This window comes from Pseudomonas frederiksbergensis (genome assembly GCF_900105495.1).
Taxonomy (GTDB): domain Bacteria; phylum Pseudomonadota; class Gammaproteobacteria; order Pseudomonadales; family Pseudomonadaceae; genus Aquipseudomonas; species Aquipseudomonas frederiksbergensis.
Genome location: NZ_FNTF01000002.1, coordinates 381118 through 400903 on the forward strand (window position 1 = coordinate 381118; position 19786 = coordinate 400903).

Annotated in this window: 17 protein-coding genes; 14 read left to right on the plus strand and 3 right to left on the minus strand. The window is 58.7% G+C overall.

Going from position 1 to position 19786, the window contains the following annotated elements; translation table 11 throughout:
• The first annotated feature begins 21 nt into the window (after window positions 1-21).
• The 11 genes from BLW70_RS02415 to BLW70_RS02465 all read left to right on the plus strand — a co-directional run bounded on the left by BLW70_RS02415 (window position 22) and on the right by BLW70_RS02465 (window position 14213).
• Window positions 22-2823: an LPS-assembly protein LptD gene (locus BLW70_RS02415; RefSeq protein ID WP_074871394.1), complete on the plus strand. Its 2802-nt coding sequence runs from the start codon at window positions 22-24 to the stop codon at window positions 2821-2823.
• Window positions 2804-4120: a peptidylprolyl isomerase SurA gene (gene surA / locus BLW70_RS02420; protein WP_139273350.1), complete on the plus strand. Its 1317-nt coding sequence runs from the start codon at window positions 2804-2806 to the stop codon at window positions 4118-4120. Before BLW70_RS02415 ends, surA begins: the two co-directional genes overlap by 20 nt.
• Window positions 4117-5106, plus strand: a complete 990-nt coding sequence (gene pdxA, locus BLW70_RS02425) for a 4-hydroxythreonine-4-phosphate dehydrogenase PdxA (RefSeq protein WP_074871395.1) — start codon at window positions 4117-4119, stop codon at window positions 5104-5106. The genes surA and pdxA overlap by 4 nt, the downstream gene beginning before the upstream one ends.
• Window positions 5103-5921, plus strand: coding sequence for a 16S rRNA (adenine(1518)-N(6)/adenine(1519)-N(6))-dimethyltransferase RsmA (gene rsmA / locus BLW70_RS02430; protein WP_008147203.1), 819 nt, complete (start codon window positions 5103-5105; stop codon window positions 5919-5921). Before pdxA ends, rsmA begins: the two co-directional genes overlap by 4 nt.
• A gap of 123 nt (window positions 5922-6044) precedes the next feature.
• Window positions 6045-6425, plus strand: a complete 381-nt coding sequence (apaG, locus tag BLW70_RS02435; RefSeq protein ID WP_074871397.1) for a Co2+/Mg2+ efflux protein ApaG — start codon at window positions 6045-6047, stop codon at window positions 6423-6425.
• Window positions 6425-7306: a symmetrical bis(5'-nucleosyl)-tetraphosphatase gene (locus tag BLW70_RS02440; RefSeq protein ID WP_074871399.1), complete on the plus strand. Its 882-nt coding sequence runs from the start codon at window positions 6425-6427 to the stop codon at window positions 7304-7306. Before apaG ends, BLW70_RS02440 begins: the two co-directional genes overlap by 1 nt.
• Window positions 7307-7339: 33 nt before the next feature.
• On the plus strand, window positions 7340-7669 hold the full coding sequence (gene glpE / locus BLW70_RS02445) for a thiosulfate sulfurtransferase GlpE (RefSeq protein ID WP_074871401.1): 330 nt from the start codon (window positions 7340-7342) through the stop codon (window positions 7667-7669).
• A 296-nt stretch (window positions 7670-7965) separates the two neighbouring features.
• Window positions 7966-9888 carry a PrkA family serine protein kinase gene (locus BLW70_RS02450; protein ID WP_033056218.1) on the plus strand — a complete coding sequence of 641 codons (1923 nt, stop codon included), beginning with the start codon at window positions 7966-7968 and terminating at the stop codon, window positions 9886-9888.
• A 201-nt stretch (window positions 9889-10089) separates the two neighbouring features.
• Window positions 10090-11361, plus strand: a complete 1272-nt coding sequence (locus tag BLW70_RS02455; RefSeq protein ID WP_074871403.1) for a YeaH/YhbH family protein — start codon at window positions 10090-10092, stop codon at window positions 11359-11361.
• Window positions 11358-12920 (plus strand): SpoVR family protein, encoded by a 1563-nt coding sequence (locus tag BLW70_RS02460; RefSeq protein WP_074871405.1) that lies wholly within the window; start codon window positions 11358-11360, stop codon window positions 12918-12920. The genes BLW70_RS02455 and BLW70_RS02460 overlap by 4 nt, the downstream gene beginning before the upstream one ends.
• A gap of 63 nt (window positions 12921-12983) precedes the next feature.
• Window positions 12984-14213 carry a multifunctional CCA addition/repair protein gene (locus BLW70_RS02465; RefSeq protein ID WP_074871406.1) on the plus strand — a complete coding sequence of 410 codons (1230 nt, stop codon included), beginning with the start codon at window positions 12984-12986 and terminating at the stop codon, window positions 14211-14213.
• Window positions 14214-14296: 83 nt separating this feature from the next.
• Here BLW70_RS02465 and folK read toward each other — a convergent pair whose 3' ends face one another.
• Window positions 14297-14815: a 2-amino-4-hydroxy-6-hydroxymethyldihydropteridine diphosphokinase gene (gene folK, locus BLW70_RS02470; protein WP_074871408.1), complete on the minus strand. Its 519-nt coding sequence runs from the start codon at window positions 14813-14815 to the stop codon at window positions 14297-14299.
• Window positions 14806-15162, minus strand: a complete 357-nt coding sequence (gene folB / locus BLW70_RS02475) for a dihydroneopterin aldolase (RefSeq protein WP_008008297.1) — start codon at window positions 15160-15162, stop codon at window positions 14806-14808. The genes folK and folB overlap by 10 nt, the downstream gene beginning before the upstream one ends.
• Window positions 15163-15236: 74 nt before the next feature.
• Here folB and plsY point away from each other — a divergent pair, with 74 nt between their 5' ends.
• Window positions 15237-15806 carry a glycerol-3-phosphate 1-O-acyltransferase PlsY gene (gene plsY, locus BLW70_RS02480; RefSeq protein WP_008147193.1) on the plus strand — a complete coding sequence of 190 codons (570 nt, stop codon included), beginning with the start codon at window positions 15237-15239 and terminating at the stop codon, window positions 15804-15806.
• A 35-nt stretch (window positions 15807-15841) separates the two neighbouring features.
• Here plsY and tsaD read toward each other — a convergent pair whose 3' ends face one another.
• Window positions 15842-16867 (minus strand): tRNA (adenosine(37)-N6)-threonylcarbamoyltransferase complex transferase subunit TsaD, encoded by a 1026-nt coding sequence (tsaD, locus tag BLW70_RS02485; protein ID WP_046045367.1) that lies wholly within the window; start codon window positions 16865-16867, stop codon window positions 15842-15844.
• Window positions 16868-17066: 199 nt separating this feature from the next.
• Here tsaD and rpsU point away from each other — a divergent pair, with 199 nt between their 5' ends.
• Both rpsU and dnaG read left to right on the plus strand, forming a co-directional pair.
• On the plus strand, window positions 17067-17282 hold the full coding sequence (gene rpsU, locus BLW70_RS02490) for a 30S ribosomal protein S21 (protein ID WP_002551877.1): 216 nt from the start codon (window positions 17067-17069) through the stop codon (window positions 17280-17282).
• Between the two features lie 482 nt (window positions 17283-17764).
• Window positions 17765-19732 (plus strand): DNA primase, encoded by a 1968-nt coding sequence (gene dnaG, locus BLW70_RS02495; RefSeq protein ID WP_074871410.1) that lies wholly within the window; start codon window positions 17765-17767, stop codon window positions 19730-19732.
• Window positions 19733-19786 lie beyond the last annotated feature (54 nt).

The window sequence follows — 19786 nt, forward strand, 5'->3', positions numbered from 1 at the left end:
CAGGAAGCCCGGACTAATAAGATGGCATTGAAATCCCCCGCGTTTCGTAAAAAATTTCCGTTGTTGGTTACCGGCAGTCTGCTGGCCCTGCAACCTCTAGCCACTTCGTTCGTGGTCGCCGCGGAACAGTATGACTGCTCAGTCTCTGCTTCGGGTGCCTGGAACTGTGCGCCAAAATCTCCAGCAGCTGCGCTGCCACCGCGCCCCGTCCATGACGGCAGTGCGGCGGCAACCACCAGCGGCGAGACTCCGGCTGACAGCGGTTCAAGTCAAGACACCGGCGCCAAGCCTGTGCTGGTGACCGAAGCCAAGGGCCGCGGCCTGAAGTCGCGTAGCGAAGACTACAGTCACCTCGACTGGGTTCCGCGCGAGAAGCTCACTGCAGCGCAATTGGCCGAAACCGGTCCTTACTGCGCTGGTTCCTATATCGAACCGATTCGTCCTGGCATGAATGACAAGACGAATAAAAGTGACGCTCCGACCTTCCTCGGCGCCAAAGCCTCTCGCTATAAGCAGGATGAGCAAGTCGCGACCCTCGCCGGTGACGTGGTCATGCGCCAGGGCAGCATGCAGGTCGAAGCCGACGAAGCGAACCTTTACCAGGCCGAGAGCCGTGGCGAACTGAGCGGCAACGTCCGTGTTCGCGACAACGGCGCACTGATCGTTGGCGACCACGCCGACGTGCAGCTCGACACCGGTGAAGCCAAGGTCGACAACGCCGAATACGTGATGCACAAATCCCGTATCCGCGGCAGTGCGCTGTATGCCAAGCGTGCCGAGAACGCGATCATCCGCCTCAAGGATGGTACGTACACCACGTGCGAACCGGACAGCAACGCCTGGCAGCTCAAGGGCAACAACATTACCTTGAACCCGGCCACCGGCTTCGGTACCGCGACCAACGTGACGCTGCGGGTCAAGGACATTCCGGTCCTGTACACGCCGTACATCTATTTCCCGATCGACGACCGTCGCCAGTCCGGCTTCCTGCCGCCGACCATCGGCACCGGCACCGATACCGGCTTCATGCTGGTCACACCGTATTACTTCAACCTGGCACCCAACTACGATGCCACGTTGTACCCGCGCTACATGAGCAAGCACGGCTTGTTGATGGAAGGCGAGTTCCGTTACCTGACCCCTTCAAGCGAAGGTCAGTTCGGCGCCGCGTACCTCAACGACGAAGACACCGATCGCAGCAAGCAGACCGACTACCAGAAAAACCGCTACATGTATAACTGGCAGCACAAGGGCGGTCTCGACTCGCGCGTTCTGACCCAGGTCGATTACACCAAGATCAGCGATCCGTATTACTTCCAGGATCTGCAGACTGACCAGATCGGTGTGAAAAGTTCTGACTTCGTGAACCAGCAGGGTTCTGTCACCTATCGTGGCGACAGCTACACCGCTCGCGTGAACGCACAGGCTTATCAACTCGCGACCGTTTCGGACATTACCCCATACGACCGCTTGCCGCAGATCACTTTCAATGGTCAGTTGCCGACTCACCCAGGTGGCCTGAATTTCGATTACGAGACAGAAGTCGTTCGATTTGACCGTGACTTGAAGGACGGCAACTTCGTAAACGAAGATGGCTCTGTTGAACCGCGTCTTGATAACAACGTTACCGGACTGGCACGTGCCAATGGCGACCGTTTGAATCTCAAACCGGGTGTCAGTCTGCCATTGGACTGGACTTATGGCTTCGTGAAGCCATCGCTCAAATACCAGTACACCCAGTACCAACTGGATCTGGACGGTACCGGCAAAAGCCAGATTGACGCGCAAACCGCAGAGCAGCAAAAGCTCAACGGCACCTTCAGCAGCAGCCAGAACCGTGGCGTGCCGATTGCAAGCATCGATAGCGGCCTGTACTTCGATCGCAATACCCAATGGTTCGGCAAGAATTATCGCCAGACCCTCGAACCGCGCCTGTTCTACCTGTATGTCCCTGAAACGGACCAGGAAGACATTCCGGTCTTCGACACCGGCGAATACACCTTCAACTATGCGTCGTTGTTCCGTGACAACCGCTTCTCCGGCGCCGACCGCGTCGGCGACGAGAACAAACTGTCCCTGGGCGTAACCAACCGCTGGATCGAAGACAATGGCTTCGAACGTCAACGTATCAGTGTTGGTCAGGCCATGTACTTCAAGGACCGTGAAGTCCAGTTGCCGGGAATCGACGCAAAAACCCGCCAGGACGCGCAGGCTAACGTCTCGCCGTACGCGCTGGAATACGAATACCGCTGGAACCGTGATTGGCGCACCACGGCCGATTACAACTGGGACCCGGACAGCCGCAGCCCTCGCTCGGGCAGCGCGATGTTCCACTACCAGCCTGAAGACAACCCGAACAAGGTCATCAACGCCGGCTATCGCTATCGTAATGACCAGATCCGTTACGACCAGAACACCGGTAAATGGCAAGTGGGCGGCGGTGACTACGGTACTCCGGGCCAACCTGGCTACGTGAAGGACTACTACAAGATCCAACAGCACGATTTCTCGGTGATCTGGCCGATCGTGCCGCAATGGAACGCCATCAGCCGCTGGCAGTATGACTACAACCGTAACCGTACCCTGGAAGCTTTCGGTGGTTTCGAGTACGACAACTGCTGCTGGAAACTGCGCCTGATCAACCGTTACTGGGTTTCGTATGACGAGTTCAGTCAGAACGCCCCGGAAAACGAAAAAGGCGACCACGGCATCTTCCTACAAATTGTTCTGAAGGGACTCGGCGGCCTCACCGGCTCCAAAGTAGAGAGCTTCCTCGACAAAGGCATCCAAGGTTATCGTGAACGTGAAGACCAAGCTTTCTGATTGTCTGCGCCCGCTGATGCTGGGCGCGCTGTTCCTGGGTACCGCGGCGAACGCCGCGGTGGAGTCCATCGATAAAGTGGTGGCCATTGTCGATAACGACGTGGTCATGCAGAGCCAACTGGACCAACGGGTTCATGAAGTTCAGCAAACCATCGCCAAGCGCGGTGCTGCAGTACCGCCGGCTAACGTGCTGGATCAGCAGGTACTTGAACGCCTGATCGTCGAAAACCTGCAACTGCAGATCGGCGAACGTTCCGGCATCCGCATTACCGATGAAGAACTGAACCAGGCTGTCGGCACCATTGCCCAGCGCAACAACATGTCCGTGGATCAATTCCGCGCCGCTCTGACTCGCGACGGTCTGTCTTACGACGACGCCCGTGACCAGATTCGCCGCGAAATGATCATCAGCCGTGTGCGTCAGCGTCGTGTGGCCGAGCGTATCCAGGTTTCCGAACAGGAAGTGAAGAACTTCCTCGCTTCCGACCTTGGCAAGATGCAACTGTCCGAAGAGTTCCGCCTGGCCAACATCCTGATTCCTACGCCGGAAAGCGCCAACTCCGACGCGATTCAGAATGCAGCCAAGCAAGCCGACGCGGTTTACCAGCAACTCCAGCAAGGCGCTGACTTCGGTCAGTTGGCAATCGCCAAATCCGCCAGCGAAACCGCACTGGAAGGCGGCGACATGGGCTGGCGTAAAGCCGCTCAACTGCCACCTCCGTTCGATCGCCTGCTCAGCACCATGGCAGTGGGTGATGTGACCCAACCTATGCGTACTCCGGGCGGCTTCATCATTTTGAAGATCCTCGACAAGCGTGGCGGCGAAACCCAGGTGCGTGACGAAGTGCACGTGCGTCATATCCTGGTCAAACCGAGCCCGATCCGCGACGAAGCAAAAACCAAAGCGCTCGCTGAGTCCCTCTACTCCCGCATCGAATCGGGCGAAGACTTCGGCGAACTGGCGAAAAGCTTCTCGGAAGATCCAGGTTCCGCCCTCAACGGTGGCGACCTGAACTGGATCGACCCGAATGCACTGGTTCCCGAGTTCCGCGAAGTGATGGCCAAGACCCCACAAGGTCAGCTGTCCAAGCCGTTCCAGACTCAATATGGCTGGCACGTTCTGGAAGTCCTTGGCCGTCGTGCCACTGACAGCACCACCCAGGCCCGTGAGCAGCAAGCGATGACCGTATTGCGTAACCGCAAATATGATGAAGAGCTGCAAACCTGGCTGCGTCAGATCCGTGACGAAGCGTACGTAGAGATCAAACTCCCTGGTGCAGACCAGGCAGCGCAGTGAAACCCAAACGTTTCGCGCTGACACCCGGCGAACCGGCCGGCATAGGTCCCGACCTGTGCCTGCTGCTTGCCTCGCAAGCCCAGCCACATCCCCTGATTGCCATTACCAGCCGCGACCTGCTCCTCGAGCGGGCCGCGCAACTGGGCGTGGTCGTCGATTTGCTGCCGGTAACCCCGGACCGCTGGCCGGATGTACCCGCGCCAGCCAACAGCCTGTATGTCTGGGATACACCGCTCAACGCCAAGGTCACTGCCGGGCAACTGGACAAGGCCAACGCGGCTTTCGTTCTGGAAACCCTGACCCGAGCGGGCCAAGGCTGCCTGGACGGGCATTTTGCCGGCATGATCACCGCCCCTGTGCACAAGGGCGTGATCAATGAATCCGGAATCGCCTTTTCCGGCCATACGGAATTTCTCGCCGACCTGACCCATACCGCACAAGTGGTGATGATGCTCGCCACTCGCGGATTGCGCGTGGCGCTGGTCACCACTCACCTGCCCCTTCGCGAGATTGCCGATGCGATCACGCCGGAGCGCCTGGAACGGGTCACGCGAATTCTGCACGCCGATCTGCAAGAAAAATTCGGCATTGCCCGGCCACGCATCCTCGTGTGTGGGCTCAACCCCCATGCCGGCGAAGGCGGACACCTGGGCCATGAAGAAATCGACATCATCGAACCTACATTAGAGCGCCTGCGCGGCGAAGGAATGGACCTTCGTGGCCCCCTGCCCGCCGACACTCTGTTTACCCCCAAGTATCTGGAGCACTGCGATGCAGTGCTGGCGATGTACCACGACCAGGGCCTGCCTGTGCTGAAGTACAAAGGCTTCGGCGCGGCAGTCAACGTGACCCTCGGCTTGCCGATCATCCGCACATCGGTGGACCACGGCACTGCCCTGGACCTGGCCGGTAGCGGCAAAATCGACACCGGCAGCCTGCAAGTCGCCCTGGAAACCGCCTACCAGATGGCCGAGACCCGTTTATGACCGAGCATTACCAACACAAGGCGCGCAAACGCTTTGGCCAGAACTTCCTGCACGATGCCGGCGTTATCGACCGTATCCTGCGCGCCATCCGCGCCAAGCCCGAAGACCGCCTGCTGGAAATCGGCCCTGGCCAGGGTGCTCTGACTCAAGGCCTGCTTAACAGCGGCGCCCAGTTGGACGTGGTGGAACTGGACAAGGATCTGATCCCGATCCTCAACCAGCAATTTGCCAGCAAGAGCAATTTCAGCCTGCATCAGGGTGATGCTCTGAAGTTTGACTTCACCAGCCTGAACGCTGCGCCGAACAGCCTGCGGGTGGTCGGCAACCTGCCGTACAACATCTCTACGCCGCTGATTTTTCACCTCCTGCATAACGCCAGCCTGATTCGCGACATGCACTTCATGCTGCAAAAAGAAGTGGTCGAGCGCCTGGCAGCAGGCCCTGGTGGTGGTGACTGGGGCCGCTTGTCGATCATGGTTCAGTATCACTGCAGGGTTGAACATCTGTTCAACGTTGGCCCGGGCGCGTTCAATCCGCCGCCAAAAGTCGACTCAGCTATCGTGCGCCTGGTGCCTCACGCAGTACTGCCGCACCCGGCCAAGGATCACAAGCTGTTGGAGCGCGTCGTGCGCGAAGCCTTTAACCAGCGCCGCAAGACCCTGCGCAACACCCTCAAGCTGCTGCTGAGCAACGCTGAAATCGAAGCCGCCGGCGTCGATGGCAGCCTGCGCCCCGAACAGCTCGATCTGGCCGCCTTCGTGCGCCTGGCCGACAAGCTCAGCGAACAAGTCCTACAGACGCCCGCCGCCGACTGACAGGCAATGAGCGTTATCGGGTAGGACGCCAGACGCGATGTCTGGTTTACTACCCGATACTTGGCCTAGACTGAGTTCATTCAGCTACGCCCCGCGTCCCGCTTCGTTTTTAAGGCCTCTTGCATGTCCGATCCTCGTTATCAGGTCGACGTCAGCGTCGTCACCCGCTATCTGGCAGAACAATCGCAACCCGAGCAAAACCGCTTTGCCTTCGCCTATACCATCACCGTGCACAACAATGGCGAGCTACCGGCCAAACTGTTGTCGCGGCACTGGGTGATCACCGACGGTGACGGGCATGTCGAAGAGGTACGCGGGGCCGGTGTTGTTGGCCTGCAACCGTTGATCGCGGTGGGCGAAAGTCACACCTACAGCAGCGGCACCGTCATGACCTCCAAGGTCGGCACGATGCAGGGCACTTATGAAATGGTTGCCGACGACGGTAAACACTTCGACGCCATCATCGCCCCATTCCGCCTGGCGGTGCCCGGAGCCCTGCACTGATGGCAACGTATGCCGTCGGCGATCTGCAGGGCTGCCTTCAAGCACTGCAATGCCTGCTCAAGCAAGTCGCCTTCGACCCGACACGGGATCGTCTGTGGCTGGTCGGCGATCTGGTCAACCGTGGCCCGCAGTCGCTGGACACCTTGCGCTTCCTCTATAGCATCCGCGAATCGCTGGTGTGCGTGCTCGGCAACCACGACCTGCACTTGCTGGCCGCCGGGAAAAACATCGAACGCCTGAAGAAGTCCGACACCCTGCTCGAGATTCTGGGAGCGCCCGATAGCGCGGAACTGCTGGAGTGGCTGCGCCAGCAAAAACTCATGCATTACGACGAACAACGCGATGTTGCCCTGGTACATGCTGGCATTCCGCCGCAGTGGTCGCTGCGCAAAGCCTTGAAGTACGCCGCCGAAGTCGAGGCTGCATTGCGCGACGATAACCTGTTGCCGCCCTACCTCGACGGCATGTACGGCAACGATCCGGCGAAATGGGACAACGACCTCAAAGGCGTGACACGCTTGCGGGTGATTACCAACTATTTCACCCGCATGCGGTTTTGTACCGCCGAGGGCAAGCTTGACCTCAAAAGCAAGGAAGGCCTCGATAATGCGCCACCGGGCTACAAACCCTGGTTTCAACACAAAGAGCGCAAGACCAAGGGCCTTAAGATCATCTTCGGCCACTGGGCCGCTCTGGAAGGCCGATGCAATGAGCCGGGCATCTCGGCCCTCGACACCGGTTGTGTCTGGGGTGGCGCCTTGACCCTGATGAATGTCGACACCGGTGAACGCCTGTCTTGCAAATGCGATGAGCATGGCCTTGCCCTGCCGCCAGTCGCCGCACCTATCCCCGAACCATCGTCAGCAAGCGCCCCGCGCTAGACTGCGCTTTCAGCCGAGCCACAGGAGCCCGCCATGAGCGAATTCAAACGTATCCCCCCGGAACAGGCCCAAGCCCTGCGCGAGCAAGGCGCGGTAGTGGTCGATGTCCGCGACCCAGCAACTTTTGCCGCGCTGCACATCGCCGGCTCGAAGCATCTGGATAACCACTCCCTCTCGGATTTCATCCGCGCTGCCGACCTCGACGCACCGACCGTGGTCGTCTGCTACCACGGCAACTCCAGTCAGAGCGCCGCCGCGTACCTCATTAGTCAGGGCTTCTCCGACGTCTACAGCATGGATGGCGGTTTTGAGCTGTGGCGTACGACTTATCCTTCGGAAACGGCGCAAGGCACTTCCGAATAATTTTTTTGTAACGCGCAAGCCCCGTCCCCCGGGGGCTAGCGCGGTGGCAGACGAACGGTCTGCCACAACTAATTACGTATCTCGCCTTTACCTGCCGAATAAGCAACTATCCTTAAGCGCAGGCCATCCAAAACAGGGGAGAGCCGGTACACCGGCGCGCGGGTCATCGGGAGTAGCTTTCGGGGTCGTCAGCTTCGAAAGAGTTCTGGGGGGTAAACAGCGACTGCATATTCGGTCGCTGCCAGCATCGACTGAATGATCCGGCGTCGGCTCCACGTATCGAGCGAGGTGACGTCATGAGTATCTTTAGCCACTTCCAACAACGCTTCGAGTCCACACGCCAGGAAGAACTCTCGCTGCAAGAGTATCTTGAACTGTGCAAAAGCGACCGTAGCGCCTACGCTTCCGCCGCCGAGCGTCTGTTACTGGCCATCGGTGAGCCGGAGCTTCTCGACACTTCGGCCAACTCGAGGCTGTCGCGGATCTTTTCCAACAAGGTAATCCGCCGCTATCCGGCCTTTGAAGACTTCCACGGGATGGAAGAATGCATTGACCAGATCGTGTCGTATTTCCGTCATGCCGCTCAGGGCCTGGAAGAGAAGAAGCAGATTCTCTATCTGCTCGGTCCTGTGGGTGGCGGTAAATCGTCCCTGGCCGAGAAGCTGAAACAGCTGATCGAAAAAGTGCCCTTCTACGCGATCAAGGGCTCGCCGGTATTCGAATCACCTCTGGGTCTGTTCAACGCCACCGAAGATGGCGCGATCCTCGAGGAAGACTTCGGCATTCCACGGCGCTACCTCAACACCATCATGTCGCCATGGGCGACCAAACGCCTCGCCGAGTTCGGCGGTGACATCAGCCAGTTCCGTGTGGTGAAGCTGTATCCGTCGATCCTCAACCAGATCGCAGTGGCCAAGACCGAGCCGGGAGATGAAAACAACCAGGACATTTCGGCACTGGTGGGCAAGGTCGATATCCGCAAACTCGAAGAATTCCCGCAGAACGATGCCGACGCCTACAGCTACTCGGGCGCACTGTGCCGGGCCAACCAGGGCCTGATGGAATTCGTCGAAATGTTCAAGGCGCCGATCAAGGTGCTGCACCCACTGCTGACCGCCACCCAGGAAGGCAACTACAACAGTACCGAAGGTCTGGGGGCCATTCCGTTTACCGGGATCCTGCTGGCCCACTCCAACGAATCGGAATGGCATACCTTCCGCAACAACAAGAACAACGAAGCCTTCATCGATCGGATCTACATCGTCAAAGTGCCGTACTGCCTGCGGGTCAGCGACGAAGTGAAGATCTACGACAAGCTCTTGTTCAACAGCTCCCTGGCCAAGGCTCACTGCGCGCCTGACACCCTGAAGATGCTTGCCCAGTTCACCGTACTGTCGCGACTCAAAGAGCCGGAAAACTCCAACATCTACTCCAAGATGCGCGTGTACGACGGTGAAAACCTCAAGGACACCGATCCGAAGGCCAAGTCGATCCAGGAATACCGCGACAACGCGGGTGTCGACGAAGGCATGAACGGCCTGTCGACTCGCTTCGCGTTCAAGATCCTGTCGAAAGTGTTCAACTTCGATCCGCACGAAATCGCTGCCAACCCGGTGCACTTGCTTTACGTGCTGGAACAACAGATCGAACAGGAACAATTCCAGGCGGAAACCCGCGAACGCTATCTGCGCTTCCTCAAGGAGTACCTGGCACCGCGTTATATCGAGTTCATCGGCAAGGAAATCCAGACCGCCTACCTCGAGTCTTACAGCGAGTATGGCCAGAACATCTTCGATCGCTATGTGCTGTACGCCGACTTCTGGATCCAGGACCAGGAATACCGCGACCCGGAAACCGGCGAGATCCTCAACCGCGTAGCGCTGAACGAAGAACTGGAGAAAATCGAAAAACCGGCCGGCATCAGCAATCCGAAGGATTTCCGCAACGAAATCGTCAACTTCGTACTGCGTGCCCGGGCCAACAACAACGGCAAGAACCCGACCTGGCTCAGCTACGAAAAACTGCGGGTGGTCATCGAGAAGAAAATGTTCTCCAACACCGAGGACCTCCTGCCAGTCATCAGCTTCAACGCCAAGGCCAGCAAAGAGGACCAGCAGAAGCACAACGACTTCGTCACACGGATGGTCGAGCGGGGCTACACCGACAAACAGGTACGACTGCTGTCCGAGTGGTACCTGCGGGTCAGAAAATCACAATAACCCGCTGCCGGTCAGACCGGTTGTCGTCAGCCAGAGGCCTGTGTACGCGTTTTCTGTTACACAGACCTCTGGAAGGTGTTCGAAAGTCGGTAGCGAGGTCAGTCAGCGTCCAAAAGCGCTTGGGGGAGCGTGCACATCCCTTGGCACCGTCGATGCTGCATAACCGCTCGCCCCTTTCAGGACAGCTTCTAAGGAGCAGTCATGAGCTATGTGATCGACCGACGTCTCAATGGCAAGAACAAGAGCACGGTGAACCGTCAGCGGTTTCTGCGGCGTTACCGTGATCACATCAAAAAGGCTGTCGAAGAGGCGGTCAGCCGGCGCTCCATTACCGATATGGAACACGGCGAACAAATCAGCATTCCCGGTCGCGACATTGACGAGCCGGTGCTTCACCACGGTCGCGGTGGCAAGCAGACCGTCGTGCACCCGGGCAACAAGGAGTTCACCAGTGGCGAGCACATTGCCCGTCCGCCCGGAGGTGGCGGTGGCAGAGGGCCGGGCAAGGCCGGCAACACGGGCGAAGGGATGGACGAGTTCGTCTTCCAGATCACCCAGGAGGAATTCCTCGAATTCATGTTCGAGGACCTCGAGCTGCCGAACCTGGTCAAGCGCAACCTGACCGGCACCGACACCTTCAAGACCGTTCGTGCCGGGATCAGTAACGAAGGCAATCCGTCGCGGATCAACATCATCCGCACCTTGCGCTCGGCCCATGCTCGGCGCATCGCCCTGTCTGGCAGCAGCCGGGCAAAATTACGCGAGGCCAAGGAAGAACTGCTGCGCCTCAAGCGTGAAGAGCCAGACAACTTCGGCGACATTCAGAAAGTCGAGGCGGAAATCGAAAAACTCAGTGCGCGCATTCATCGCGTACCGTTCCTCGATACCTTCGACCTCAAGTACAACTTGCTCATCAAGCAGCCCAACCCCAGTTCCAAGGCGGTAATGTTCTGCCTGATGGACGTGTCCGGCTCCATGACCCAAGCGACCAAGGACATCGCCAAGCGTTTCTTTATCCTGCTGTACCTGTTTCTCAAGCGTAACTACGACAAGATCGACGTCGTGTTCATTCGCCACCACACCAGTGCCCGGGAAGTGGACGAAGAAGAGTTTTTCTATTCTCGCGAAACCGGCGGCACCATCGTTTCCAGCGCCTTGAAACTGATGCAGGAGATCATGGCCGAACGCTATCCGAGCAATGAGTGGAACATCTATGCCGCCCAGGCTTCCGACGGCGATAACTGGAACGACGACTCGCCGATCTGCCGCGACATTCTGATCAACCAGATCATGCCGTTCGTGCAGTACTACACTTACGTTGAGATTACCCCGCGCGAACATCAGGCCCTGTGGTTCGAGTACGAACGCATCGCCGAAGCCTTCTCTGACACTTTTGCCCAGCAACAACTGGTCTCGGCCGGGGATATCTATCCGGTCTTCCGTGAACTCTTCCAGCGCAGGTTAGTGACATGACCGCCAAAGAGCAGAAGCGCCAACCCATTTCCACCGGCTCCGAATGGACGTTCGAGCTGATTCAGGCCTACGACAAAGAAATCAGTCGTCTGGCGGCTCGCTACGCGCTCGATACTTACCCCAACCAGATCGAAGTGATCACCGCCGAGCAAATGATGGACGCCTACGCCTCCGTCGGCATGCCGCTGGGTTATCACCATTGGTCCTACGGCAAACACTTCCTCAGCACCGAGAAATCCTACAGTCGCGGCCAGATGGGGCTGGCGTACGAAATCGTGATCAACTCGGACCCTTGCATCGCCTACTTGATGGAAGAAAACACCATCTGCATGCAGGCTTTGGTCGTTGCCCATGCCTGCTACGGGCATAACAGCTTTTTCAAAGGCAATTACCTGTTCCGCACCTGGACTGACGCCAGTTCGATCATTGATTACCTGGTGTTCGCCAAGCAATACATCATGCAGTGCGAAGAGCGCCACGGTATCGACGCGGTCGAGGACTTGCTGGATTCCTGCCATGCCCTGATGAACTATGGAGTCGATCGCTACAAACGCCCGTATCCGATTTCCGCCGAAGAAGAACGTCGCCGGCAAAAGGATCGGGAAGAGCATTTGCAGAAGCAGATCAACGATCTGTGGCGGACCATTCCAAAAGGTGCGGACAAGTACAGCGACAAGGACAACGCGCGCTTCCCCGCCGAACCTCAGGAAAACATCCTCTACTTCATCGAAAAACACGCACCACTGCTGGAACCATGGCAGCGGGAAATCGTGCGGATCGTGCGCAAGATCGCCCAGTATTTCTACCCGCAACGTCAGACCCAGGTGATGAACGAGGGCTGGGCCACGTTCTGGCATTACACCCTGATGAACGACCTGTATGACGAAGGCCTGGTGACCGACGGCTTCATGATGGAGTTTTTGACGTCCCACACCAGCGTGGTCTATCAACCCGGCTTCGACAGCCCCTACTACAACGGCATCAACCCCTACACCTTGGGTTTTGCCATGTACCGGGACATCCGCCGCATGTGTGAACACCCTACCGAAGAGGACTACCGCTGGTTCCCTGAAATTGCCGGCACCGACTGGCTGTCGAGCATCAAGTTCGCCATGAGCAGCTTCAAGGATGAAAGCTTCATCCTGCAATACCTGTCACCCCAGGTGATCCGCGACCTGAAGTTGTTCAGCATTCTCGATGACGACCAGAAGGAGGATCTGCTGGTCCCGGCCATTCATGACGAAGGTGGCTACCGCATCATCCGTGAAACCCTGGCGGCGCAGTACAACCTCGGCAATCGTGAACCCAACGTGCAGATCTACAGCATCGACCGGCGCGGTGACCGCTCCCTGACCTTACGTCACCAGCAACACGACCGTAAACCGCTGGGCGAGTCCACCGAGGAAGTGCTCAAGCACCTCCACCGCCTGTGGGGCTTCGATATTCATCTGGAAACCCTCCAAGGCGACCAGGTGATGAAAACCCATCATGTTCCGCCCAGAGGCGAGCACGCTGAAGGCGATTACGGGCGACTGGACCTGGCCGTTATTCATCTTTGATCCCGTTTCGGCCTCCGGAAGTTCGACGCAAAGGTTATTCTGTCGAGCTAACGGAGGTTTTTTATGCGGATTTATAAAGTCGGCGGTGCGGTACGCGATCGCCTGCTGGGCAAGCCTGTCACCGACATCGACTGGGTTGTGGTTGGCGCCACCACTGAAGAAATGCTCGCCAAGGGCTTTCGCCCGGTAGGCGCGGACTTCCCGGTGTTCCTTCACCCAAAAAGCGGCGAGGAATACGCCCTCGCCCGCACCGAACGCAAAAGCGGACGCGGTTACGGCGGCTTTACCTTTCACGCCAGCCCCGAAGTCACCCTCGAAGAAGACCTGATCCGTCGTGACCTGACCATCAACGCCATGGCCGAAGACGATCAGCAGAACCTGACCGATCCTTACCACGGCCAGCGCGACCTCGAGGCGCGCTTGCTTCGTCACGTTTCCCCCGCGTTTGCCGAAGATCCGCTCAGGGTTCTGCGCGTTGCCCGCTTCGCAGCTCGTTATGCGGGGCTCGGTTTCACCGTGGCGCCGGAGACACTGGAACTGATGCGCCAACTCAGCGAGTCAGGTGAACTGGAAGCCTTGACCGCCGAACGCAGCTGGAAGGAAATTTCCCGCGCCCTGATGGAAGATCAGCCACAGGTGTTCATCGAAGTGCTGCGCGAATGTGGCGCTCTCAAAGTATTAATGCCGGAAGTCGATGCCCTGTTCGGCGTGCCGCAACCGGAAGCCCATCACCCCGAAATCGACACCGGCGTGCACACTTTGAGCGTGCTGGAACAGGCCGCGCGGCACAAACAACCACTTACCGTGCGTTGGGCCTGCCTGCTGCACGACCTCGGCAAGGGACTGACGCCCGAGGCAGAGTGGCCCCGACACATAGCTCATGAGCACAAGGGCTTGAAGCTGATCAAAGCGGTCAACGAACGCTTCAAGGCGCCGAAGGACTGTCAGGAACTGGCTCTATTGGTGGGCGAATATCACACCCACGGCCATCGCGCGCTGGAACTGAAGCCGTCGACTTTGCTGGAGTTGCTGCAGAGTTTTGACATTTACCGTCGGCCGCAGCGGTTCGAGGAATTTATCGCGGCGTGCGAGATGGACGCCCGAGGACGTAAAGGGCTGGAGCAGCGAAGTTATCCACAGGCTGATTATTTGCGCGGAGCAGCGAATGCTGCGCGGGCTGTAGCGGTTCAGCCGTTGCTGGACAAGGGATTCAAAGGACCGGAGCTGGGCGAGGCGATCAAGCGCGAGCGGCTCAAGGCGCTGAAGGCTTACAAAGACGCGGCGTCTGCCTGAAAAAGCTTCGCGAGCAAGCCCGCTCCCACAAGGTCAGCGCAAGCCCTGTGGGAGCGGGCTTGCTCGCGAAGGCGTCATCCGCATCACAACAATGCTGAAGGGGTCAACTGCTCGCCGCGCCACTCAAACGCCACCGGCGCCAACACCTGATCAATCTGCGCCTCACGCCACAACGTCGCAAAACTCTTGCCCACACCCGGATGCACGCGATCCGGCGCAATCAGCGACAACGGCCACAACACGAAGGCATTTTTCAGAATTTCTGCCCGCGGCAGGATCAAGCCATCGAAGTTGCCCACCAGATCACCGAACAGCAACACGTCGATATCCAGCGGCAAGCCTTTGCGGTCCGGCGCATAACGGCCATTGTCCGCCTCGATGAATTTCAGCCGGCGATCCAGTTCCATCAGCGGCAAATCGGTAAAAGCCGATACCACAAAATTGAAGAAAGGCCCGCTCTTGATCCCCACCGGTTGACTTTCGAACACCGCCGAGCAGCGTATATCCACGAGGAAACCGGCCAAGGCTTCCAGGCCAGCCTGCAAATGGGATTCGCGCTCGATATTGCTACCGAGCCCGAGAAACACCTGAGTCAGCGACATCCGCGCTCAATCTCCACGCCCACACCGCCTGTGGCAGCCGGGATGGCGCCTGGCTTGGTCAGCTTGAGGCGCATCCAGGTGATATTGAATTCGCTCATCAGGACTTCAGCCAGACGCTCGGCGAAGGTCTCGACCAGTTGGAACTGCGCCTGCTCGGCAAAGGCCTGGATACGCGACGACACACTGGCGTAATCGAGTGCCAGCGTCAGGTCATCACCGGCCGCGGCCGGGCGATTATCCCAGGCGAAACTCAGATCAAGACGCAAGCACTGTCGGATGCCTCGCTCCCAGTCGTAGGCACCAATCACGGTGTCGACTTCCAGGCCCTCGATAAACACTCTGTCCAAGCACTTTTCTCCGCTGCACGACAAGGGCGCAATGCGCCGTTAGAATCAGGGCGTCCTCGCCCGGAATAGTTAGCATGTTTTGGTTACTGGCGACCCTCGCCTACCTGCTCGGCTCTCTGTCCTTCGCCATTTTGCTCAGCCGCCTGACCGGTAACCCCGATCCGCGAATGAGTGGCTCGGGCAATGCCGGCGCCACCAACATGTTGCGCCTGGCCGGCAAAAAACTTGCCGTTCTGACCTTGATCGGGGACCTCTTCAAAGGCCTGCTGCCGGTACTGATCGCCGGCGTTGCGGGCCTTTCGCTTCAAGAACAGGCCTGGATCGGCGTCTGTGCCGTCATCGGCCACCTGTTCCCGTTGTACTTTCGCTTTCGCGGTGGCAAGGGTGTCGCCACCTCTGCCGGCATGCTGCTGGGACTCTACCCGCCCGCCGCACTGCTGGCGGTCTGCGCCTGGCTGCTGACGTTCTACCTGACTCGCACCAGCTCACTGGCAGCCCTGATCGCCACACCGCTGACCCTGCCGCTGCTGGCCTGGCAAGAACCGGCGGCCCTGCTGCCCATGAGCGCACTCACGGGACTGATCGTCTGGCGTCATCGGGGCAATCTACGCGACCTGTTTGCCGGGCGCGAACGGCATTTTTAAATACCGGGCATGAGCGCGGTTCATCCCGCACCTCATCACAGCGCCGACAATTGCTCCATCGGCCAACGCGCCTGCACGCTGATCGCCAGGCTTTCGTGCTGGCCGGCCTGCAAACGCTGGCAGCCGGCAAAGGCAATCATCGCGCCGTTGTCGGTGCAGAACTCTGGACGAGCATAAAAAACATCGCCCTTCATGTCGCCTAGCATCTTCTCCAGTGAGGTACGCAGCGCCTTGTTGGCGCTGACGCCGCCAGCGATCACCAAGCGCTTCATGCCGGCCTGTTTCAGGGCACGCTTGCACTTGATGGTCAAAGTCTCCACCACGGCCTGCTGGAACGCCAGCGAGATGTCGCAACGGGCTTGCTCGCTGTCGTCCCCGGCGCTGACGCTTTGCTGCCAGGTGTTCAGAGCGAAGGTTTTCAAGCCACTGAAACTGAAAGCCAGGCCCGGGCGATCGCACATCGGACGCGGGAAAGTGAAACGTCCTGCAACCCCTTGCTCCGCCAGGCGAGCGATTTCCGGGCCACCTGGATAATTGAGGCCCATCATCTTCGCGGTCTTGTCGAAAGCTTCACCGGCGGCATCGTCGAGGGTCTCGCCCAGGAGCGTGTATTGACCGATCCCGTCGACCTGAACCAGCTGCGTATGACCGCCAGACACCAACAAAGCGACGAACGGGAATTCTGGCGGCTGTGACTCCAGCATCGGCGCCAGCAGGTGACCTTCCATGTGGTGCACGCCCAGCGCCGGAATACCCCAGGCAAAGGCCAGCGCCTGAGCGCAGGAGGCTCCCACCAGCAAGGCACCGACCAGGCCAGGACCCGCGGTATAAGCGATGGCATCGATCTCGGTCGGCACACAGTCAGCCTCAGCCAACACCTGACGAATCAAGGGCAGCATGCGCTTGACGTGATCACGCGAGGCCAACTCCGGCACGACCCCGCCATAGGCGCGGTGCAGGTCGATCTGGCTGAACAGCGCGTCGGCCAGCAGGCCGCGTTCACTGTCATATAATGCGACACCGGTTTCGTCGCAGGAGGTTTCTAATCCCAGTACTAGCATGGGTTTGCGCCTTGTTTAGGCTGAATTCGAAGGCGCGCATAATAGTCGCCATGTGATGCCCCGACTAGCGGTTTTCGATCAGAGGCTTTGCATTCCGGGCGATGAGGGGTTAACATCCGCAACCCTTAAAAACCGACGTCTTCAAGTGCTCTTTTGCCACGAGGATGTTGACCCCGGTAATGAATGAAGGTAGCTCTGGATGCCAGCCGTCAAAGTAAAAGAGAACGAACCCTTCGACGTAGCTCTGCGTCGTTTCAAGCGCTCCTGCGAAAAAGCCGGTGTACTGGCTGAAGTTCGTAGCCGCGAATTCTACGAGAAGCCTACTTCTGAGCGTAAGCGCAAAGCAGCAGCCGCTGTTAAGCGTCACGCCAAGAAAGTTCAGCGCGAACAGCGCCGCGCCGTTCGTCTGTACTAATACACAGACGTTCGTAGCAAGCTTCTGCCAAGCCCGGCCCTCAGCCGGGCTAATGGCATTTGCGGAAAACGCTTGATGCTTCACCGTCAAAGCCGCACACGCGACCGAGACAAATCTGCTTCACAGCGTCAGACCTGGCTCTTTTGCCAGCGGTGCACGTCTTTTCTGACGAGCCTTCCAAGGCTACTGACGAGCACACCCACTGATTCCTCTCACGACGATCAGCCCAAGGCACCTTCTTGCGTGCCAGCTTATGAGCTATCCGAGGCCATCGACAGGCCGCAGCGGATTTCAGCGCAACACTTTCAAATAGTCGAATACTGATTGGTACTAACGTCAGTGGATTTTCGGCAGATACACTTCCCGACAGCGATTACGCAGACGACACTGGTCGAGCCGCACATTTTGCGCGCCTCAAACAAGGACCCGCGCTCAGCCGCTCTTCGTTTCGGATCCATTGCAGCGCAGATGACGAGAACGCCATGGCCGGGCTAATTCCCCAGAGCTTCATTGACGACCTTCTGAACCGCACCGACATCGTCGACGTGGTCAGCTCGCGCCTGCAAATAAAAAAGGCTGGCAAGAACTACACCGCCTGCTGCCCGTTCCACAAAGAGAAAACCCCCTCCTTCAGCGTCAGCCCCGACAAGCAGTTTTATTATTGCTTTGGCTGCGGCGCTGGCGGCAACGCCCTCGGCTTCATGATGGACCACGACAATCTGGATTTCGTCCAGGCTGTCGAGGAACTGGCCAAAGCCGCCGGCATGGAAATCCCCCGCGAAGAAAGCGGACGCCCGCACAAACCGCGGCAGCCGACCGATTCGCCGCTCTACCCGCTACTCACCGCCGCCGCCGACTTTTACCGCCAGGCGCTGAAAAGCCATCCATCGCGAAAAGCAGCGGTGGATTACTTGAAGGGTCGCGGGCTGACCGGCGAAATCGCCCGAGACTTCGGCCTCGGCTTTGCCCCGCCCGGCTGGGACAATCTGTTCAAGCACCTGAGCAGCGACACCCTGCAACAGAAAGCCATGATCGATGCCGGCCTGCTGATCGAGAACGCCGAAACCGGCAAACGCTATGACCGCTTCCGCGATCGCGTGATGTTCCCGATCCGCGACAGCCGCGGGCGAATCATCGCCTTCGGCGGCCGGGTATTGGGCGACGACAAGCCGAAATACCTGAACTCACCGGAAACCCCGGTATTCCATAAGGGCCAGGAACTCTACGGCCTTTATGAAGCACGCAAGAACAACCGCAACCTCGACGAAATCATCGTCGTCGAAGGCTACATGGATGTTATCGCCCTGGCCCAGCAAGGTCTGCGCAATGCTGTCGCGACCCTGGGCACCGCCACCAGCGAAGAGCACTTGAAGCGTCTGTTTCGCGTCGTGCCCAACGTGCTGTTCTGTTTCGACGGCGATCAGGCGGGCCGAAATGCCGCCTGGCGGGCACTGGAGGCAACGCTGCCGAGCCTGCAGGACGGACGGCGCGCACGCTTTCTGTTCCTCCCCGAAGGCGAAGACCCGGATACGCTGGTCCGCTCCGAAGGCACTGATGCCTTCCGCGCACGGATCAACCAGCACGCCCAGCCATTAGCGGATTATTTTTTTCAACAGCTGACCGAGGAATCGGACCCACGCTCGCTCGAAGGCAAGGCCCACATGGCCACTCTCGCCGCGCCGCTGATCGACAAAGTCCCCGGGGCGAACCTGCGCATCCTGATGCGTCAGCGCCTGACCGAAATTACCGGGCTTAGCGGTGACGCCGTGAGCCAGCTGGTGCAAAGCGCGCCCCAGGAAGCTCCGCCGGCGTACGATCCGGGCATCGATTACGACGCCATGCCGGATTACAGCGACTACCATCAGCCGCAGGCACAAGAGATGTATGTGCCGCAGCAGGAATGGACACCGAAGAAACCCGGCGCCGGCGGCAAGAAATGGGATAAAAAACCGTGGGACAAAAATGGCAAACGCGGCGGTGATCACGATCAACCCCGCGCGCCACGGGTGCCGGCCGCTGTAGAGCCGCCGACCCTGGCCGCCTTGCGCACGCTATTGCATCACCCGCAATTGGCCGAGAAAGTCGAGGATGCCGGGCACTTTGCTGCCGAGGATCACACCAACACGCAATTGCTGGTGGCCTTGCTCGAAGCCGTACAGAAGAATCCCAAGCTAAACTCATTTCAGTTGATTGCACGCTGGCACGGTACGGAGCAAGGACGTTTGCTCAAGGCGCTGGCGGAAAAGGAATGGCTGATTGATGGAGATAACCTTGAACAACAGTTTTTCGACACCATTACTAGCTTGTCAGCCCGCCAACGCGAGCGAAACCTGGAACAACTTCTCAGGAAAGCACGTCAAAGTGAACTGAGTGCCGAAGAGAAAAACCAACTGCGCGACCTATTAAGTCGCAATGTTTCCGCAACAAGCCCGACCTCAACTGGCGCGTGAGGTCATAGCTCAGGTATAATCCTCGGCTTGTTTTTTGCCCGCCAAGACCTTCAG